This is a genomic window from Micromonospora sp. NPDC047134 (assembly GCF_040643455.1).
Lineage (GTDB): Bacteria > Actinomycetota > Actinomycetes > Mycobacteriales > Micromonosporaceae > Micromonospora.
The window spans coordinates 640,496-658,207 of sequence record NZ_JBEYUI010000001.1 but is presented as its reverse complement, the minus strand read 5'-3'; the positions used below and the strand labels follow the sequence as shown (position 1 = coordinate 658,207).

16 protein-coding genes are annotated in these 17,712 nt (G+C 70.8%); 6 read left to right on the top strand and 10 right to left on the bottom strand.

Annotated features, from left to right (window positions below):
- The first annotated feature begins 175 nt into the window (after window positions 1–175).
- Window positions 176–379, top strand: a complete 204-nt coding sequence (locus ABZ795_RS02885; RefSeq protein ID WP_357528285.1) for a hypothetical protein — start codon at window positions 176–178, stop codon at window positions 377–379.
- A 97-nt stretch (window positions 380–476) separates the two neighbouring features.
- Here ABZ795_RS02885 and ABZ795_RS02880 read toward each other — a convergent pair whose 3' ends face one another.
- The 5 genes from ABZ795_RS02880 to ABZ795_RS02860 are packed head-to-tail and all read right to left on the bottom strand — an operon-like array spanning window position 477 to window position 5,444.
- Complete coding sequence (locus ABZ795_RS02880; protein ID WP_357528283.1) at window positions 477–1,349, bottom strand: hypothetical protein; 873 nt, start codon at window positions 1,347–1,349, stop codon at window positions 477–479.
- A gap of 13 nt (window positions 1,350–1,362) precedes the next feature.
- Window positions 1,363–2,925 (bottom strand): AAA family ATPase, encoded by a 1,563-nt coding sequence (locus ABZ795_RS02875; protein WP_357528281.1) that lies wholly within the window; start codon window positions 2,923–2,925, stop codon window positions 1,363–1,365.
- A gap of 10 nt (window positions 2,926–2,935) precedes the next feature.
- Entirely contained in the window at window positions 2,936–3,490 is a 555-nt protein-coding gene (locus ABZ795_RS02870; protein WP_357528280.1) for a hypothetical protein, read from the bottom strand.
- Window positions 3,491–3,493: 3 nt separating this feature from the next.
- On the bottom strand, window positions 3,494–3,673 hold the full coding sequence (locus ABZ795_RS02865; RefSeq protein WP_357528278.1) for a hypothetical protein: 180 nt from the start codon (window positions 3,671–3,673) through the stop codon (window positions 3,494–3,496).
- A gap of 1 nt (window position 3,674) precedes the next feature.
- A complete protein-coding gene (locus ABZ795_RS02860; protein WP_357528276.1) occupies window positions 3,675–5,444 on the bottom strand; it encodes a hypothetical protein in 1,770 nt (589 codons plus the stop codon).
- 664 nt (window positions 5,445–6,108) lie between these two features.
- On the opposite strand from ABZ795_RS02860, the gene ABZ795_RS02855 reads away from it, so the two are divergent.
- The 3 genes from ABZ795_RS02855 to ABZ795_RS02845 are packed head-to-tail and all read left to right on the top strand — an operon-like array spanning window position 6,109 to window position 13,267.
- The gene (locus ABZ795_RS02855; protein WP_357528274.1) at window positions 6,109–7,422 is read left to right on the top strand and encodes a hypothetical protein; all 1,314 of its coding nucleotides are present in this window, start codon (window positions 6,109–6,111) and stop codon (window positions 7,420–7,422) included.
- Window positions 7,422–9,368, top strand: a complete 1,947-nt coding sequence (locus tag ABZ795_RS02850; protein WP_357528272.1) for a caspase family protein — start codon at window positions 7,422–7,424, stop codon at window positions 9,366–9,368. Before ABZ795_RS02855 ends, ABZ795_RS02850 begins: the two co-directional genes overlap by 1 nt.
- Window positions 9,365–13,267 carry a CHAT domain-containing protein gene (locus tag ABZ795_RS02845; protein ID WP_357528270.1) on the top strand — a complete coding sequence of 1,301 codons (3,903 nt, stop codon included), beginning with the start codon at window positions 9,365–9,367 and terminating at the stop codon, window positions 13,265–13,267. Before ABZ795_RS02850 ends, ABZ795_RS02845 begins: the two co-directional genes overlap by 4 nt.
- Window positions 13,268–13,452: 185 nt before the next feature.
- Here the strand turns inward: ABZ795_RS02845 and ABZ795_RS02840 are convergent, their stop codons facing one another.
- On the bottom strand, window positions 13,453–13,788 hold the full coding sequence (locus tag ABZ795_RS02840; protein WP_357528336.1) for a hypothetical protein: 336 nt from the start codon (window positions 13,786–13,788) through the stop codon (window positions 13,453–13,455).
- Complete coding sequence (locus ABZ795_RS02835; protein ID WP_357528269.1) at window positions 13,788–14,009, bottom strand: hypothetical protein; 222 nt, start codon at window positions 14,007–14,009, stop codon at window positions 13,788–13,790. Before ABZ795_RS02835 ends, ABZ795_RS02840 begins: the two co-directional genes overlap by 1 nt.
- A gap of 210 nt (window positions 14,010–14,219) precedes the next feature.
- Here ABZ795_RS02835 and ABZ795_RS02830 point away from each other — a divergent pair, with 210 nt between their 5' ends.
- Window positions 14,220–14,921, top strand: a complete 702-nt coding sequence (locus ABZ795_RS02830) for a CBS domain-containing protein (RefSeq protein ID WP_327025813.1) — start codon at window positions 14,220–14,222, stop codon at window positions 14,919–14,921.
- 94 nt (window positions 14,922–15,015) lie between these two features.
- Here the strand turns inward: ABZ795_RS02830 and ABZ795_RS02825 are convergent, their stop codons facing one another.
- Window positions 15,016–15,645 carry a DUF6518 family protein gene (locus ABZ795_RS02825; protein WP_357528267.1) on the bottom strand — a complete coding sequence of 210 codons (630 nt, stop codon included), beginning with the start codon at window positions 15,643–15,645 and terminating at the stop codon, window positions 15,016–15,018.
- Window positions 15,646–15,746: 101 nt separating this feature from the next.
- The gene (locus tag ABZ795_RS02820; RefSeq protein ID WP_357528265.1) at window positions 15,747–16,382 is read right to left on the bottom strand and encodes a hypothetical protein; all 636 of its coding nucleotides are present in this window, start codon (window positions 16,380–16,382) and stop codon (window positions 15,747–15,749) included.
- Between the two features lie 114 nt (window positions 16,383–16,496).
- Here ABZ795_RS02820 and ABZ795_RS02815 point away from each other — a divergent pair, with 114 nt between their 5' ends.
- Window positions 16,497–16,844, top strand: a complete 348-nt coding sequence (locus tag ABZ795_RS02815; protein ID WP_357528264.1) for a hypothetical protein — start codon at window positions 16,497–16,499, stop codon at window positions 16,842–16,844.
- A 28-nt stretch (window positions 16,845–16,872) separates the two neighbouring features.
- On the opposite strand, the gene ABZ795_RS02810 is transcribed toward ABZ795_RS02815, so the two are convergent.
- On the bottom strand, window positions 16,873–17,640 hold the full coding sequence (locus tag ABZ795_RS02810; RefSeq protein ID WP_357528263.1) for an FCD domain-containing protein: 768 nt from the start codon (window positions 17,638–17,640) through the stop codon (window positions 16,873–16,875).
- Between the last annotated feature and the right edge of the window lie 72 nt (window positions 17,641–17,712).

The following is a 17,712-nucleotide window of genomic DNA, read 5'->3' as shown; positions in this document are numbered from 1 at the left end:
CAGCGCACTCCGCACCGCCGGCGTCACCAACATCGCCGCCGCCAACCGACATCACGCCCGCGACAGCACCCGCCCACTGGCCCTACTCGGCATCACCTGACGACTTTGCCGGGGCCCTGAGAGCCTACGGTGTCGACCTCGTCCGCGCCTCCACGACCTGACGCGGTGCGCGCTCATGCCAGGGGTCTGCGGGGTGCCGTCCGGCACGATCACCCTGCACACCGAGGGCGGCATCGTGCACCGCCATGCGCTGCCCGCCGACGGTGCGGGCGTCACGCAGTGGCGGACGAGCGCGGACGAGACGCCCTTCGTACGCGTCGAGGTACGTCATCCGAGCCGGCACATGGCCGCCCTCAGCAACCCGATCATCCTGACGTAGCGTCGCCGTTTCGCCGAAACGGTGGGTACGCGGCGGTGGGAAACCGCCACTTCGGCGTAAGGGAGTCGATCACCACCCCACCCGAGGACAGCGCGACTCAAGAGGAGCCGACAGGGTTCAGGCGGCGCGGCACGCACTGGTTGTCCAGGTCGGTGCCGGTGAGTTGGGGGAACTGGTTGGCGCACCAGCGGGCGACAGCCTCCTTCGAGTTGCCCCGGGGGAGGGCGAAGGTGATCCAGAGTGGCTCGCCGTCGTACAGTTGCTGCCGCCCGTAGTCGGTGCTCAGCAGCAGGATCACCCGGGTCTCGCCGTCGAACCTGTTCCGTAGCTCAAGATGCTCGGCCAGGATGTCCTGCGCGTAGAAGGTGTGTGAGCCGTTGGCCGCAATCTGATTGCGGTCGACGATGCCCACCGTCTTGGAGGCCAGTTGGGCGACGTACTGGCCCGCCAGGGAGACCGTCGGCAGGTCCTGCTGACGGAACTGGTGCAACTGGGCCAGGGCCAGATCCTCCGGATCGTCGAAGGTCGACTCGGCGGGTTCGGGGGTCGGGACGAACGACGGTTCCGGCAGCCCCGCGTCCTCGGGGGGAAAATACTGCGGCCCTCCGGCCGGGGAATCGGGATAGGAGGCACCGGTCGAGGTGTCGTCGTCGGTAGATCCGACTGCGATGACGAGCGCCACGACCATCACCAGCAGGGTGGCACCGGCCGCCGCGACCGCCTTGCCCATCGAGATTCCGCTCGACTGCGGGACCACCTGGCCGGTACTGACCCACTCGCCCCGCACCGGCGGCTGAGGGGTAGCGATCCGTCCCGGCCTGGTCGTCTGCGACGCAGCCGGGCCGCCGACCGGGCGGCTCGACTGCGGCCTGCCGGCGGGTGACTCCGGTGGCAGCTCATCGGCCAGGTCCCCGACCAGGGCACGAACGTTCCAGATGACCCCGCCGTCGGGCTGCTGATCATTGCTCATCTGATTCTCCTGGTCAGGTGTCTCCCGGGACGATCACCCGGCGGCGGCCACCGGCAGCCGGCGTACCGGCGGCACCGGAGGCCCCGGCGGGAATCGCCCGCTCCCGGCCCCAGGCCCGCAGCTCGGCGATCTCCTCGGGATGGGTACGGCTCATCGGGTTGGTGTTGACGAAGGTGTCCACCACGAACTCGGGCCGCAGGCCGGCGGCGCCCTCGGTGTGGACGGTGTATCCCAGCTCGCGCAGCGCCGCCTCGATGTCGGAGCCGGCGAAGCCGTCGGAGGCGGCCACGAGCCGACCGACCAGTTCCTCGTCCGGCTCGGTGCGCAGGTAGCGGCCGTGGTAGAGCCGGATAATCTCCGCCCGTTCGGTCTCGTCCGGCAGGTCGACGAAGAAGAGTTCGTCGAAGCGCCCCTTGCGCAGCAGCTCCGGCGGTAGGGAACGGACGTCGTTGGAGGTGGCCACGACGAACACCCGGGATCGGGATTCCTGCAACCAGTACAGGAACTGTCCGACCATGCGCCGGCTCACCCCGGTCGAGTCGTACTGCCCGGAGAGGCCCTTCTCGATCTCGTCGATCCAGAGCACACAGGGCGCGGTCCGGTCGGCCATCTCCAGGGCCTCCCGCAACCGGGCCTCGGACTGCCCGACGTACATGCCGAGGATGGCGGCGAAGTCGAGCCGGTACAGCGGTAGTCGCCACTGGGCGGCCACCGCCTTGGCGGAGAGGGACTTTCCGCAGCCGGGCACCCCGACCAGCAGGACCCCCCGGGGTGGGCGCAGCCAGGTCTCCCGCAGATCGGAGAGCATCACCTTGTGGCGGAGGTCCAGCCAGGTACGCAGCTGGTGCAGACCGCCGATCATGTGGTCGGCCGGTCCCAGCGGGACCCGTTCCAGGCCGGCCAGGTCGGAGAAGTGTTTGTCCTTGACCTCGGTGAGCCGATCGAGATCCTCCCGGTGCAGGCGTCCGGCCGTGGCGATGGTGGCGAGGATGTTCACCGCGGTGCCCTCGGGAACCCCGACCAGGAACTGGGCGGCGCGTCGGGCGTCGGCGGCGGTCCAGTCGATGGTGATGGCGCCCTGCTGCTCCTTGAGGAAGCCGACCACGATGTCGTACATCTCGTCGACGTTCGGCGGCTCCAGGGTGATGCTCATGCCCAGCCGTTGCAGCCCGCTCCACAAGGGGGTGTCGGTGATCAGGACGATGCTGCCGGAGTGGTCGTCGGCCAGGCGGGCCAACTCCGCCAGGTGACGGGTGACCGGGGAGTCGGAGTCGAGCATGTCCGGGTCCACGAACGCGGTCGTCGCCTGGGCCCGCCGGGTGAACTGACTGGCGGCGAAGTCCATCGCGGCCACCAGCGACCGGTCGTCCTGGAGGGAGTTGTTGGTCCGCAGATCCCGCAGACCGGTGGCCCGGGTGTAGATGGAGAAGGGCAGGTTGAGCCGTCGGGTGCTGGAGGCCACCTCGCGCAGCAGCCGCACGGCGCGTACCTGCTCGGGGGTTCGGATGCCGATGAGGGGGACCCGTGCGGCGATGTAGCTGTCGAGGTCCCGGCGGGCCTCGTCGTAGTGGGACAACGGGCGCTCCTCAGGTCGGTCGTACGGGAGGATCGACGATGATCCGGCGGCCTGGACGGGCCGGGGCGGCGGCCCAGCCGGTCCCGGCGGCCGAGCGGTCCGGCACGGTCAGTGGGTTGTCCCGCAGGGTGCGCAGTCTGGCCTGTACGAGCCGGTCGTCGAGCCCGGCCCGGCGGGCGTCGTCGATGCCGTCCTCCAGGGCCCGCTGGACCAGCCGGATCTGTTCGTCGACCTGATCGCGTAACGCCCGCGTCAGCTTCCCGGGCAGGGCGGGATGACCCGCGACGGCCCGGATGGCGGCCAGTCCGCGCCGGGCCTGGGTCAGGGCACGGGCCATCTCGAACTCGTCCCGGGTCGCGGCCATGGCGTCGATCAGCCCATCGGCCCAGGTCTGCAAGCGGTGCGCCAGGGCATCGGTCAGTCGGGTGACCAGCCGCAGCCAGACCTCCGCCGGGTAGTCCTGCTCGACCAGGGTCGGCAGGTCCGGCGGGTGGTGGGCGGCCCTGCCCCGCCACTGCTCAAGGAAGGCGGCCCACCGCTGGTAGCCGCCGTCACCGGCCCTCACCGGTCAGCCCTGCCGAGGGCGGCGGATCACCATCTCGCCCGGCGGCATCGGCTCCCAGTCGGGCAGCCCTTCGGCGATCCGGCGTACCCGATCGGTTTTGCGTTGACGCGGCGGTGTGGGCTGCCGGGCCCACGGCACCACCTCGGCCTCGGTGGGCTGGTCGGCGCTTTCGGGCGACGGCATGTCAGTTCTCCTCAAGGGGGTCGACCGCGCGTCGCTCGTGCGGGCTGCGGGGTGCGCCCGCCGTGGCGAGGTTGGCGATCAGCTCTTTCACCTGCGTCTCCTTGCCGTCGGCTGCGCTGAACCGGCTGGTCCAGTCGGTCAACTCGGCCGCGGCGGCCCGCAGCGTGAGCACGGAGTCCTTCTTGGCCTCCGCCACCTTTCTCCGAGCCTTGTCCTGGGCGGCGCGAGCCTTGTCGGCCTCCCCCTTCAGGTAGACCAGCCAGGCGACCCCGCCAAAGACGGCGATCACGATGCCCAACCCCACGTTGCTGGCGGCGGAGACGAACAGTAGGACGAGAATGAGCACCACGGCCGGCACGATGAGCTTCTGACCCCACCGGAAGGCCAGGCTGTTGAGGTACGCCTGCGCGTACCGGTCCCACTGCTGGTTCAGCGACCGTTCCAGGGCGTCCATCGGCTGGTCGAAGGAGCCTGTCCAGGCAGGTGGTCGGAATCCGGCCAGCCCGGCGCTGCCGCTCAGGTCGAATTGCACCTGGACCTTCACGGGCATAGCCAGGCGGTAGTCGCGGGTGAAGGCGGTGTGCGCTTCGTCCATCCAGCCGTGACAGAAGGCCACGGCCAGCCGCTGGGTCTGCGTCGACACCCCGATGCCGTCGGGTTCGAGTGCCGACTGGGTCTGGACGGTCAGATAGTCGCGGGTGTCGTCCAGGGTGGTGGTCTCGGAGCGGGCGGCCTCGGCCGCTGCCAGGTCACCACCGGCCCGGACGATCGACTCGTTGGCGGCGAGTTCCCGACGCAGTGGCAGTTCCTCGTGGTCGTACTCGTCGACGAGCAGGTCGAGGATGTCGTCGATGGCGTCCTCGATGCGGCTGTTCGGCGGCGCCTCGGCCGCCATCAGCGCGGTGTACCGGTCGATGATCGACTGATGGGCCTCGGCGCAGGCCAGGACACGTTGCAACTGGGGCCACTGGGGTGACGCGGTCGCCAGGCGGGGGAACTGTGCGGCGAGTTCCTCCACCCGGACGTGGGTCTCCATCTCCCGGCGCCAGCGGTTGACCTGGGCGACCATCGACTCCTTGTCGTCGAGCAGCAGGCGACGCCAGGTGTCGAGTCGGTCCCGGACCACCTCCATGCCGGCCGGTCCGAAGGCGCCCTGGGCGATGGCCTCCAGGATCACCGCGAACTCGCGGTTGAGCGCCTTGGGGTCCTGCGCGTCGAGGTAGTGCCGTAGCCACCGGGCGGCGCTGGCCAGCCGCCCCTGCCGACGCAGGACGAGCATCATGAACAGGGAGGTGCGATGCGGGGAGCGGCGGTACGCCTCCTCGACCGCCCGGACACACAGCTCCGGATCGTCGCCGGCCCAGGAGGCGAGCGCGACCAGCACGGGGGCCAGCCAGTAGCGGGGGGTCTGCACCATCAACTGGTCGCCCACCGCCCGGACGGCCTCCTCGCTGACCAACCCCAGGTCGAACGACTGGAGCATGCCGACCGCGGTCCGGCGGACCACCTTGTGATGGCCGAACTGATGCTCGAGGTCACCCTTGAGGGTGTTGATCGCGATCTCGGCGCGTTGCAGGTTGGCGGTCCGTTCCGCCTGCTGGACGAAGCGGAGGAAGTCCGCGCGCAGCGCCAGGAGTTCCTCCCTGGCGACCTGCTGCTGTTGCCCGAGTTGGACGACATGGTTGCCCACCAGGCCCAGGGTGCGGTCGAGGTCGACCAGCATCCGCTTCGCGTCACGGACTTCGCTTCGTATCGCGTTCAGTTCGGACATGATTCTCCGGCTCAGGTGTCAAAGAGGGGAGGGGCGAGCGTTCCCGGTATCGGAGCGAAATTTGATTGATGGTCCCACGGACGGTACTGGTAAATGTCCTGACGGCTACTTCGACTGAAGGGATTGAATGAGTGTCCAAACGGGTGCCGGAAACTGTGTCCGGGTCAAGCTGATCATTCATGGTCGACTGACGTTCGGCTGAACGTCGGCGGCCGGGAGGCTGGGGTGTGATCGCCCCGCAGGGCGGTGTGGCGGGGTGGCGTCGACCCGTCGGGCCGGGGGCTGGCCCCACCTCGGCCGTTTGCCGCCGTCCGAAGTGGGGCCAGGGTAGTCGTTCCTCTTGTTGCCTCAGGCTTGAGCCTGACACGCCCTGGCCTGCCGGATCCCGCATTTCTACGGGATTCCCGTGACTAGGTCGGACCATCGTGGGGGATGTCCGGGCTGCCGGGCCGCCGGCCGGAATCTGTCGACTGGGCGACACTTCCGTTCCCGTTCCAGCGGTTTCGGTGATGATCGGAGCCCGCACCGGAAACTCGTCGGTCGTGTGCATCTAGACGCCATTTTTCCTGGCATCCCACGAGCGTGACATCAGGTGCCTCGAACGGCCCGGCAGTGGGCCGTTGTCGGTTGCCGACCAATGGATGAACGGTGGATTGGAGGGGCGATGACCGGGAACCATTCGACGCAGCCGGAGGAGGATCGGCTGCGACCCTCCGAGGTGCTGGCTCGACTGTCGCTTCGACCGGACCAGGTGCGAGGGGACGACGATCCGGATTCCACCTTCGGCGTCGGTACGGTCAGCTGTGGTCGCCCGCTGATCTTCCCGGTGCCGGTCGAGGATCTGCCGGTCGAGCTGCGCCGCCGGGCACAGGCCTCCGGACGGCACTACTACGGGCTGCTGGTCGCCTTCGACCTGACCGAGCCGCCGGACGCCCGGCGCTACACCTCGGTCCGGTTCGAGGTCACCCTCGACGACGAGGAGTCCCTGGCGGTACGGCTGGACCGGGACGGCGGCACCCTCGGCCTGAGCTACACCGCCGCCTCCCCGTCTCCGTTGACCCCGGCCGCCGATCTGGCGATCCACGCCGCCACCACCCGGCAGGGCTGGCTGCTCCGCCTAGCCCCCCGCTCCGGCCGTCCCCGAGCCTGGTCCTTCGGCCTGCACCGGCACCGGTTCGGCTGGACCTACGAGGACCCCTCCGGGGCGATGTTCCTGCCGCTGACCTACGGGATGCACGCCCTGATCGAGGTGCCCCCCTCGACCCGGTTCCTGTCCGGGCGCATCGGGCTGCGGGTGGAGACCCTCGGCACCTGGCGACAGCGGCCGGTACGCCGATCCGCCACCCTGGTGGACTCGATCGCCTTCGGCGAGGCCCTGCCGGAGAACCCCGTACCGAGTGGCGCGGCCGTGCGACTGTGCCTGGCCGCCGACGTCACCGGCTACAGCCGCCGACCGAACCACCTGGCCGAACGGACCCAGTCCTGGCTGGTACGGGCCCTGGCCGAGGCCCGCGCCAACGCCGGCCTGGACGAGGCCACGGTCGTGCTGCAAGCCCAGGGCGACGGGCAGTTCGCCGTCCTGCCGGTGGGCATCGACGAGTCGCGGGTGATCCCGGACCTGGTCGAGGGTCTGGCCGAAGCCCTGCGCCGCACCAACCACGGCCTGAGCGCCGAGGAACGGGTACGCCTGCGGGTGGCGCTGCACCGTGGCCTGATGAAACCGGCCGACAGCGGATGGGTCGGCACCGCGGCGATCGCGGTGCACCGGATCCTGGACAGCCCACCGCTGCGGGCCGCCATCCGGGACACCCCGACCGCCGACTACGTCCTGGGCGTACCCGACCTGCTCTACCAGGACGTCATCCGGCATTCCGTGGTTCCCCCGCTGCCCCACCAGTTCACCGAGATCACCATTGACCTGCCCGACAAGGGCTTCGTCGAACACGGCTGGCTGCATGTGCCGGTGGGGAGCCGATGATGACCAGGCGGGTCTTCGCGCTGCTGGTCGGAATCGACCAATACCAGGCCGTAGGCTCGCTTCAGGGATGCCACAACGACGTGCTCGCGGTGCGGGACTATCTGCGGGTACGTGCCGGGGTGAGCGATCCGCAGGCCATCCGGCTGCTGGCGAACGAGGATGCCACCCGCGACGCCGTCATCGCGGGCCTACGCGAGCACCTGGGCCAGGCCGGGCCGGGCGACACCGCCCTGTTCTGGTTCAGCGGGCACGGGTCCTGGGCGCCGGTGCCGGAGGAACTGTCCCACCTGGAGCCCTGCGGACAGATGCAGACCCTGGTCTGCCATGACAGCCGACACGGCGAGGTGCCGGACCTCTACGACAAGGAACTGCTGCTGCTGTGCGACGAGATAGCCGCCACGGGTGCGCACCTGGCGGTCGTGCTGGACAGTTGCCACTCCCACAGCGGCACCCGTGACCTGGTCCGCTACGCCCCCGCCGCGACCACCCCGCCGAGGCTGGAGGCGCTGCTGCCGCAGTTGCGCCGGGTCCTGACCCGGCCGCCCACCCAGCATGTCGCACTGGCGGCCTGCCGGTCGACCGAGACGGCCAAGGAGACCTGGGCGGACGGACGGGCGTACGGCCTGTTCAGCTGGTCCCTGCTGAGCGCCATGCGCCGGTTGGCTCCCTCGACGACCTACCGCGACCTGCTGGTGGCGGCGCGATGCGAGGTGGAACGCCGGTCCCAGCAGCAGGTCCCGCAGCTGGAGCCGGTCACCCCCGGCATCGCCGACCAGCCCTTCCTGGGCGGACGGGTCACCCTGCCCGCCATCGGCATCCGGATGCGTCGGGTCAGGGGCGAATGGGAGATCGACGCAGGTTCCTGCCACGGGTTGTCCCTGGACTCGGCCACCCAGGACGTCCGGGTCGCCGTACCCGGGCCACGGCTGCGCGAGGCGCGGATCATGCGGGTCCATCCTGAGAGCAGTGTGGTCGAGCCGCTGGGCTGGGAACCCGACGAGGACACCCAGTACCCGGTGGTGCTGAGCCGGGTCCCGATGCCGACGGTCACCGTGGCGGTCGACGGGGAACACCGGTCGGCCGCCGACCCGGTGCTGACCGCACTGGCCTCGGCGGGGCCGGGCGGAGGACCCTCTCCGCACGTACGACCGGTCGAGGGCGGTGCCGACCTGCTGCTGGAGGTACGCCAGCCGGACCGGGTGCAGATCCGGGACGCGGACGGGTTCCCGCTCTGCCCCGAGCTGACCCTCGACGACGGGGGCCGACGGGCCGTCCTGGCCCTGGAACACCTGGCCCGGGTGCACCAGATCAAGGCCCTGGTGAACCCGATCTCCCGGCTGACGGGAGCGGTCGGCCTGGAACTGGTCGAGGCCCGCCCGGGTGAGCTGGCGGCACCCGCGCACCGTCCGCCCCTGCTGCCGGGCGGAGACGGCACCCTGCATCTTCGCTACCGGTGGGAGCAGGGGACCTGGCGACCCCCGACGGTCTTCGTCCGAATGAGCAACAACAGCGACCGGCCACTCTTCTTCGTCCTGCTGAACATCACCGAACGACACCGCGTCCACGCCACCCTCTTCGCCGGGGACCATGTGGCACCCGGGCAGGTCGGGGCGGCGCTGTACGGCCGAGCGGTCGGGTTCACCCTGCCGGCTGGCGACCCGGTACGACCGGGGGCCCGCACCCGGGACTGGCTGCTGCTGCTCGCGGCCGAGGAACAGTTCAGCTCCGCCCCGTTCGAGCTGCCGGCGATCGAGGACATCTGGCGGGATCGGAGGCGTAGCCCGCTGGCCGTCGCCGGTCTGCTGGGCCGACTGGGGATGGCCGCGGTGCATCGGGACGCCGGTGCCGCCGGCGCGGGCGCCAGCGACTGGATCACCCTGGCCGTGCCGGTGGTCACCGAGGTGCCCGCCGGTCGCGGTGCCCAGCTGGCCGGTGAGCGTCCGTGAACGGCTACGAGGAGGTCGAGGAGGTACCCCTCGACGACTGGATCGCCCACCTGCGGGTGCTCGCGGCCGCCCCACCCCCCGGGGAGGACCCCGCCGAACTGGCCGGGCTGCTCGGGCAGGCGTACGCCGAACGCTACACACGCGACCAGGACGAGGATTCCCTCCGGGCCGCCATCGTCGAGTTCGATCGGGCGTTGACCCGTGCCCCCGACCACGAGCAGGCGCCGTTCTGGCACTGGGCGAAAGGCATGTCCCACCTGGAACGGACCTGGCTGGACGACGACAGCACCGACCACGAGGGCGCGGTCCGGCACCTGATCGAGGCGTACCGGGGGTGGCCGCCGGACGACACGGAACGCGAGGACGTGGCGGAGAGCCTGCTGGAGGCGATCTGGAACCGGTATCTCTGGCGGTACGCGCAGAGCGAGACGCCGGAGTCCACGATCGAGTACGGCGTCGAAGCCATGCAGGACCTCGAGGTGGTGCTGTCCGCCCCCTCCGGCGAGGAGTCCACGGCGTACGCCCGGATGCTGCTGGGTGTGGTCCTGCTGAACCGGTACGACCACGCCGGCCAGGAGGTGCAGGACCTGGATCAGGGGATCGCCCTGCTGGCCGAATCTCTGGCCCGGCTGTCCCCGGACACCACCCCCCACTACTTCCTGGCCTGCACGGAACTGGTATCGGCCTACCTGGAGACGGCCGGTCTGCGCGAGGACCGGGCGAGCCTCGGGTCGGCGATCCAGTTCGCCGACCGGGCAGTGGCGGCCTGCCCGCCCGAGCAGGCCATGCGGCCACTCCTGCTCCGCCATCAGGCCGAGGCGTACGCCGCCCGGTGGCGTCTGGACTCGGAGCCGGCCGACCTGACCCGGGCGATCGACTGCTGGCGTGCGGTGTGCGCCGAGGATGACGATCCTGCCTGCGGGGTGGTCCTCGCCGAGTTGCTGCGCGCCGTCGGCGACCTCGACAGTCTCACCGAGGCGGTCGCCCTGTTGGAAGGGGCGCTGCCCTCGGCTCCCCGGCCGATGTGGGTGTGGCGACATCTCGGCCTGACGCATCTGGCGCGTTGGCAGGTCGCCGAGGTGCCGGGCAGCCTGGACGCCGCCGCCCACTGTCTGGACCGTGCCCTGGCGGAGGGGGGAACGCCGGACGAACTGCTGTCGGTGCATGTCCCGCGGGTGGTCGTCGCCAGGGCGTTGGTGCTGCATGAATCTGACCGAGACCCCGATCGCGCTCCACCCAGCCTGTGCCGGGTGCGGGAGATCCTCGACGAGGGGGGACGCGCGCTGGACGACGCGCCGGAGAGCAGCCCACACGACCGAGCTCTGCTGGCCGCCGCACTGCTGCGCTGCGAGATCTCCTATGCCGCGCATGCGCTGGTCGACCTGGACTCGCCGAAGATGCATCGCCTGTTGGCCGTGGGGCGGATGCCCGGTGCGCCTGCGGACATCTCCATGGACCTGGATCTGGCTGAAGGGCTTCTGCTGCACTTTGACCAGGTCAGCCAAAGCGGCAACCCTCCGGACGACGGCCTGCCGGCCTTCCTGCGTGTCGCCGCCGACGAGCGGGCGACCGAGGCCGACAGAATGATCGTCCGGACGGTGTTGCCGAGCTTCCTGAATGCCCGAGCCGGTCGATACTGGGATGACCGTCCGCAGGGCGCCGCGCAGGCCATAGCGGAGGCCCTCGGGCACGGTGAGTCCCAGACTACGGACGTCCTCGAGGCCCAGCTGATGTCGGCCGTGATGGAGACCCTCGGCCGGGGCCGTGTGGGGGATGCGGAGGGCCTGCGGACGGGGGCCCGGCGAGTCGCCGCGCTGCGTCGTCGGCTCGGCCCGTCTCGGCTGAAAGCGGCCCTGCTGGAGCCAATGGTCGACCTCGTTGAGGACATGGTGGCCAGCATCGACGGCCGTCAGATCCGGCCGCAACCCCCGGTTCCACTGCCACCGGGGCCTCTTACCCAATCTGCAAGGCTCTCGGTGCTGGTCGGCGGGGTGCAGGTGATGGCGGCTATCCGGCGTCTCGACCTGCCGCTGCTGCGCCAGTGGGCGGATCATCTGACCGATCTCGCCGGCCGATGCGGGCATGGCCACGCCATGCGGGTGACGAGCTTGCTGCTCGCGGCGAAGGCCGAGTTCGTTCCGGCGACTGCACTTCGCGATGGGCGGGCCGCCGCTCGCGCCGCCGCCCTGCTGGAGCAGACGGTGGCGGAGGCGGACAACAGCATCGCGGTCTGGCCCGAACTGGTTCATGACCTCGCGTACGCCCTGCGTCTGGCCGGTGACCCGGACCGGGCGCGGACCCGGCGGCTCGGGCTCGACGGCCTGCACGGCCGCGCCCGGCGGGTGCTACTTCAGGCGGGCACGGATCACGCCATGGCGACCGCCCGGGAGGCCGCCGCGACCGCGACCACCGTCGTCCGGTGGTGCCTCCAGGATCAGGCCGACGACGACCTCGTCACCGCCCTCGACGCGGGGCGTGGTCTGGTCCTGCACGCCGCCACCGCCTCCCGCAACATGGCCGACCTGCTGGAGGAGGCCGGGCAGGCCGAGTTGGCCCGGGAATGGCGACAGACCGGGGGACTGGGCCGCGACCAGCTCACCGGCGACGCCCTGGGTGCGGTGTTCGCCGGCGAGGAGGTCCCCGACGACCTGCGGTTGCGGGTACTGCATGCCCTCGACCTGACCACCCACGGCCCGCTGGCACAGGTACGCCCCGACGAGATCAGCAGCGCCCTCACCGAACTGGAGGCCGACGCCCTCGTCTACCTGGTGCCGGCCGCGCACCCGGTGCCGGGCCTGGCCGTGGTGGTCCCCAGGGTCGGCCAGGTCGAGATCCTCGAACTACCCGACCTGGCGGCCGACGACAACGCGCCGGTACGCAGGCTGCTGCGAGCGGCCTTCGGCACCGACCTCACCGACTCGGGCAGTCGGGCGCCCCGTGATGCCGGTCCGGTCGGCGGGTATCGTGCACCGTCGGCGGGAACCGCCATCGACGACCTGTGCCGGTGGGCCTGGCGGGCGGCCATGAGTCACCTGGTGGCGTACCTGCGGCCGCCGGGTTCGGCGGCCCCGGCCCGGGTGGTCCTCGTCCCGATGGGCGTACTCGGGTTGGTGCCCTGGCATGCCGCCTACCGCGAGACCGCATCCGGTCGCCGCTACGCCGTACACGACCTGATCGTCTCCTACAGTCCCTCCGCCCGGCTGCTCTGTTCCGCCGCGGGGCGCCCGGTGCAGCCGATCCGCTCGGCTCTGGTGGTCGGGGATCCCCTCGGTGACCTGCCGTTCGCCGGAATCGAGGCCCAGGCGATCCACGGACGGTTCCACCCCGAAGGGCGCTATCTCGGCGGGCCGGCCGACGATCCGGAGCACCTGGCACGCCCGCAGGCCGTCCTGGAGTGGGTACGCACGGTCGGGGCGGGATCATCCCTGCTGCACCTCGCCTGCCACGGGCGCGTCGACCCGGCCCGGCCAGCCGACTCACACCTGGTGCTGGCCGGTGGTCTGCTGCCGGCCCGTGAGCTGTTGGAGGTTTCCCGGGTGGCCGCCCTCGACCTGGGCCAGGTGTTCCTAGCCGCCTGCACGACGAACCTCGCCGGTGGGCTACCCGACGAGGCGTTCAGCCTGTCCACCGCCTTCCTGGCGGCCGGCGCCCAGACGGTCTTCGGCTCCCTGTGGTCGGTGCCCGATGTGGGCACCTCCCTGCTGATGTACCAGGTCCACCACTTCCTGCGCGAGCAGGGATGTGCCCCGGCCGAGGCGTTGCACCGGGCCCAGTTGTGGATGCTGGACCCGCACCGTGCCCCACCGGAGGGAATGCCGCCGGAGCTGGCCATCCATTGTTCCCGTGCCGACAACGCCGCACCGTTGGCCTGGGCCGCCTTCACCCACCTGGGAAGATGATCCGGCGTCGGCGTCGGCGTCGGCCAATCTGCGGTGTGCCGCCCTCTTGCACCCGCGATTGCGCACCCGCGGGCGGTACGGGGCAGGGCTAACGTGAGATCTTGGACAGTTACCGCTAGCGCGTAACGCCAACTGTCCAAGATCTCGGGCGGATGGTGTTCGGAGGCCTCCGGAGAGGCCAGTGGTCACGATCCAGGGTGTTCTGAAAACCCCGCAGCATGGGTGGCATCCACCAACTGTTGAAGGTGACCGAGGACGACGGCCTTCCGCCCGGTGTCGGGAAGCTGTGCCTCGCCCGCCGACACCAGGCCGTTGCGCAGATGCCCGATGATCTCCTGTTGCGCGGAGCCAGGCAGCTCGTGCAGCCACAACGATCCCAGGTTGTTGTCCACGATCTCCTGTAGCTGCTCGGCAGCGGCTCGGTCGGAGAGGCGGGAGATCAGGAACTCCAGTGTCCAGTCGAAGAGTCCTCCGGTGGCGATCCAGTCCACCCCGGGCCGGAGCACGATGAGGCCAGCCATCACTTCCCCACGATGAAGACACGCGGAGCAAGACCACGGTCGGCGATGAAACGCTCGACCTGCGCAACCTGCGCGCTGTGGTCGGCGTTGTGGGCGGTGCCGGTCAGGGTGCTCACCCGTGCCGACAGGGCCCTGGCCCGCTGGGCCCGGTCGGCGAATGACGTCTCCCACTCGTCGAGGCGGCGTCGGGTGGCGTCCAACGCAGCCTCGTCCGCCCACATGCGAGCCTCCCCGGGACGCCGCCGACCGCCAGAAGCGAGATCGTCGTCACGTTACCAACCGGTCGCGCTGCGTGCTGCCCCGCGCGGCCGGGTGCCGAGGTGCCCGGGCGGGGTGGGCCAGAGGTCCCGGTCGGCCGGGTCGGGCAGCACTGACCTGGCCGGTGGCATCCGGAATAGCGTGAACTCGCAAGACTTACAGAGGAGGTCGTGATGCGGGCCTGGCAGGTGGAAGACGTGATGACGAGGGACGTCGCCACGGTGGTGGAGCAGACGCCGTACCGGAAGATCGTCGATCTGCTTGCCGAACGGCGGATCAGTGCGGTGCCGGTGGTGGACGACTTCGGGCACGTCCGGGGTGTGGTGTCCGAGGCGGATCTGCTGCACAAGGTGGAGTGGATGGGAGAGCCGCACGAGCGGCGGATCTTCGAGGGTTCCCGGCTGCGCCGGACCCGCCGTAAGGGTGAGGCCGGCATCGCTCGGGAGCTGATGACCGCGCCGGCGGTGACCACCTCCCCGCACACCTCCCTGGTGGCTGCGGCCAAGCTGATGGACCGCGAGCAGGTCAAGCGGCTGCCGGTGGTGGACGACCTGGGTCGGGTGGTCGGCATCGTCACCCGTTCCGACCTGCTGCGCGTGCACCTGCGCCCGGACGCGGACATCCGCCACGACGTGGTGCAGGAGGTGCTGCGTCGGGTCCTGGCGGTGCGCGCGGGAGCCGTCCGGGTTGAGGTACGCGACGGCGTGGTGACCATGCGCGGACGGCTGGACCGCCGCTCGGCGGTGCACATCGCGGGTCGGCTGGCGGCCCGGGTGAGTGGTGTGGTGGAGGTGGTCAACGAGTTGGATTACGACTTCGACGACAGCGAACTGCCTCCCGTCCCGTCCTTCCCGGTGCAGCCGACCCGCGTGTAGGCCGGTAGCGCACTCGGCCGGGCCCGACCGGAAGACCCCCGTGGTCTCCCGGCCGGGCCCGACCTGTCTCGCAAGCAGCCACGGAAAGAGCAGGTCAGACGCCGTCGAAGCCGGCCAACCGGAAGGCCACGAAGCCGAGTAGGGCCAGGGGGAGGGCGGTGGCCAGCGCGAGCAGCCGGGACCGGGCGGTACGGCCGGCGAGGACCACGACCAGGATGGCCAGCCCGACCTTGATCAGGGCGTCCCAGAGCGGGTCGATGCCGTAGTTGGGGTGGTTGATGCGGCGGGCGTTGATCAGGGCCTCGGCCAGGAGCACTGCGCCGGGCAGGGCCAGGCCCACCGTCTGCCACCAGCCTCGGCCGCGTGCCCAGACTCCGCCGACGCCGAAGATCACTCCGGCGAGGACCCCGAAGCTCATCCAGAGCACGGAGGTGGGTGCCCACAGGATCGCCCAGTCGTCGCCCTGGATGAGCGCCGCCGCCAGGTAGTAGCCGGGTACCGCGATGACGAGCGCGGCGGCGCCGCCGATGGCCGCGCGCACCCAGCCGGTACGCACCCAGTAGCCGAAGCCGAAGGCGGCTACCGCCCAGACCGCACTGGAGTTGCCCAGCTCGGCGACGGGATAGGGCAGGAACTTGATCCAGATGAAGTCGAGGATGCCGAGCAGCAGTCCGCCGAGCACGGCGGTGAGCGCGACGGTGCGGTGCGCGGGGTGGGGTCGCATGATCCAGGAGCATACTGGGTATGCACAAGCGATCGTGAGGGCCCGGGGCGGTGGTCGCGGTACCTGGCGGTTCGTCGGGCGTCAGCGCACCGAGGCGCAGGTCAGCGCAGCGAGGCGTACGCCAGTGGGAGCCTGGCGCCGTCCCAGGCGCCGGTGAGGGTGGCGGCCGTGCCGGTCGACGCCCCGCCGGTGGCCGCCTCCGGTCGGCGCAGCAGGGTCAGCCGCACGGTGTCGGTGACGATCAGGGTCAGCGGCCCGTCCTCGACCCGGCGTACCTCGCCGACGGCCGGCACCTCGATCCCGCCCGGGTCACTGGTGATCTCCATGCTCGGCGGGCGCACCTCACGGTGGCCGTCGACCTCGTAGTACTCCTCGGCCTGCCCGCTACCGGCCAGGACGGCCTCGGCCAGGGCGGCGGCGTACACCCCGTCGGCGCAGGCGTCGTAGATCCAGCGGGTGCCGAGCACGGAGTGCTCCATGGTGCCGAGCAGCCAGGCTTCGGCGCCCGGCAGCGGGGCCCCGCGGTAGGTCAGCGGCACCTGGTGCACCGGGCCGGCTCCGGCGCGTACCAGCAGGGTCTCGATGCCGACCTGACCGGCCGGGTCGTCGAACCGGTACGCGGCCACCCGCACCAGCTCGGCGGCGGCGTCCCCCTGGTACCAGTCGCGGCTGGGCAGCCAGGCGGCCACGAGTTCGAGTCTGGTGGGGCGGGCGTGGGCCCGGTGCAGCAGCGCCATGCGGGGCATCGTAGGCCTGTCGGCGCCCCGGCGTGGTCCCGTGGCGGTCGGGGTGTGCGGCGACGGTCAGCGGGTAACCGAGGGCTCCCACAGGGCGAAGCGAGGGGAGGGGCCGTGACGGATCTCGGCGCGCAGGTCTCGTACCTGGTGCTCGTCGACGGCACCGCGGTCTACGCCCCCGATTCGGGGTACCTCGGGGTGGTCGAGCATGTCGTCGCCGACGAACGGCAGGACATCTTCCACGGGGTGATCGTCAAGCTGCCCCGGGGCCAGGACCCGCACCGCTTCGCCCACCGCGACCAGATCGCCGCCCTGCACGAGCGGGGGGTGGTGCTGTCCGTGCCGGCCGGGCAGCTGCCCGAGCTGAGCGCGGACCGGCCGGCCGAACAGGTAGAAGAAGCCGGCGACCCGGTACGCCTGGGGCTGCGTCGGGCCTGGGAGTGGCTGGTCCGCCCGCGTTGACCGCCGGGGTCAGGCCGGACCTCCGGGGTCAGGCGGGGTCGGTCTCGACGTGCAGGGTCTGCTCCCAGATCGAGGACATCTCCTCGAAGGCGTGCTCCATGATCTGCACCATCGCCCGGCGGGCGCTGTCACCGTCGTGTCGCTGGATCCCCTGGGCGACCTCGGCGTGCAGTTGCAGGGCCTGCTCGTGCGGGTGGTGCGGCATCAGGTGGTGGTGATGTCGGCCGATGAGCACCTCGGCGACCAGGTCCTGGAGCTTGACGAACATCTCGTTGCCGGAGGCCCGCAGCACCCGCTGATGGAACTCGATGTCCAGGCGCAGGAAGCGCTCCTCGTCACCGGCCTTGCCGGCGGCCCACATCTTGGCGGCGAGCCCGACCAGTTCGCTGGCGTCGTCGTGGCCGACCCGTTGGGCGGCCAGCCAGGCCGCGTGCGGCTCGATGGCGGTACGCAGCTCGGTGATCGAGCGGATCTGGGCGATGCGGCCCGCCGAGGCCAGTCGCCACCGGATCACCTGGGGATCGAAGACGTTCCAATGCTCGGCTGAGCGGATCATGACCCCGACCCGGCGACGGGTCTCGATGAACCCCATCGACGCCAGCACCCGCAACACCTCGCGGATCACCGATCGGGAGACCGCGTAGCGGTCGACCAGCTCATCGATGTTGAGCACCGCGCCGGCGGCCAGCTCGCCGCCGCAGATGGCGGTGCCGAGGTAATCGAGGACCCGTCCGTGCAGCCCGGCCTCGACTGGGGCGGCCTGAGCGGGGGCAACCCCAGATGAGGGCACAATCACGTCTCGGATCGTATCAGTCCGGAGTACATCTTGTATAAGTCTGCTTTTTCGGCCTAGCATCCGGATGTTAAG

What these genes read in the sequence shown, in the direction of transcription:
- ABZ795_RS02885 (WP_357528285.1), top strand. Translation starts at nt 176, where the DNA reads ATGCCAGGGGTCTGCGGGGTGCCGTCCGGCACGATCACCCTGCACACC.
- ABZ795_RS02865 (WP_357528278.1), bottom strand. Translation starts at nt 3,673, where the DNA reads ATGCCGTCGCCCGAAAGCGCCGACCAGCCCACCGAGGCCGAGGTGGTG.
- ABZ795_RS02850 (WP_357528272.1), top strand. Translation starts at nt 7,422, where the DNA reads ATGACCAGGCGGGTCTTCGCGCTGCTGGTCGGAATCGACCAATACCAG.
- ABZ795_RS02830 (WP_327025813.1), top strand. Translation starts at nt 14,220, where the DNA reads ATGCGGGCCTGGCAGGTGGAAGACGTGATGACGAGGGACGTCGCCACG.
- ABZ795_RS02825 (WP_357528267.1), bottom strand. Translation starts at nt 15,645, where the DNA reads ATGCGACCCCACCCCGCGCACCGCACCGTCGCGCTCACCGCCGTGCTC.
- ABZ795_RS02880 (WP_357528283.1), bottom strand. Translation starts at nt 1,349, where the DNA reads ATGAGCAATGATCAGCAGCCCGACGGCGGGGTCATCTGGAACGTTCGT.
- ABZ795_RS02840 (WP_357528336.1), bottom strand. Translation starts at nt 13,788, where the DNA reads ATGGCTGGCCTCATCGTGCTCCGGCCCGGGGTGGACTGGATCGCCACC.
- ABZ795_RS02835 (WP_357528269.1), bottom strand. Translation starts at nt 14,009, where the DNA reads ATGTGGGCGGACGAGGCTGCGTTGGACGCCACCCGACGCCGCCTCGAC.
- ABZ795_RS02820 (WP_357528265.1), bottom strand. Translation starts at nt 16,382, where the DNA reads ATGGCGCTGCTGCACCGGGCCCACGCCCGCCCCACCAGACTCGAACTC.
- ABZ795_RS02855 (WP_357528274.1), top strand. Translation starts at nt 6,109, where the DNA reads ATGACCGGGAACCATTCGACGCAGCCGGAGGAGGATCGGCTGCGACCC.
- ABZ795_RS02860 (WP_357528276.1), bottom strand. Translation starts at nt 5,444, where the DNA reads ATGTCCGAACTGAACGCGATACGAAGCGAAGTCCGTGACGCGAAGCGG.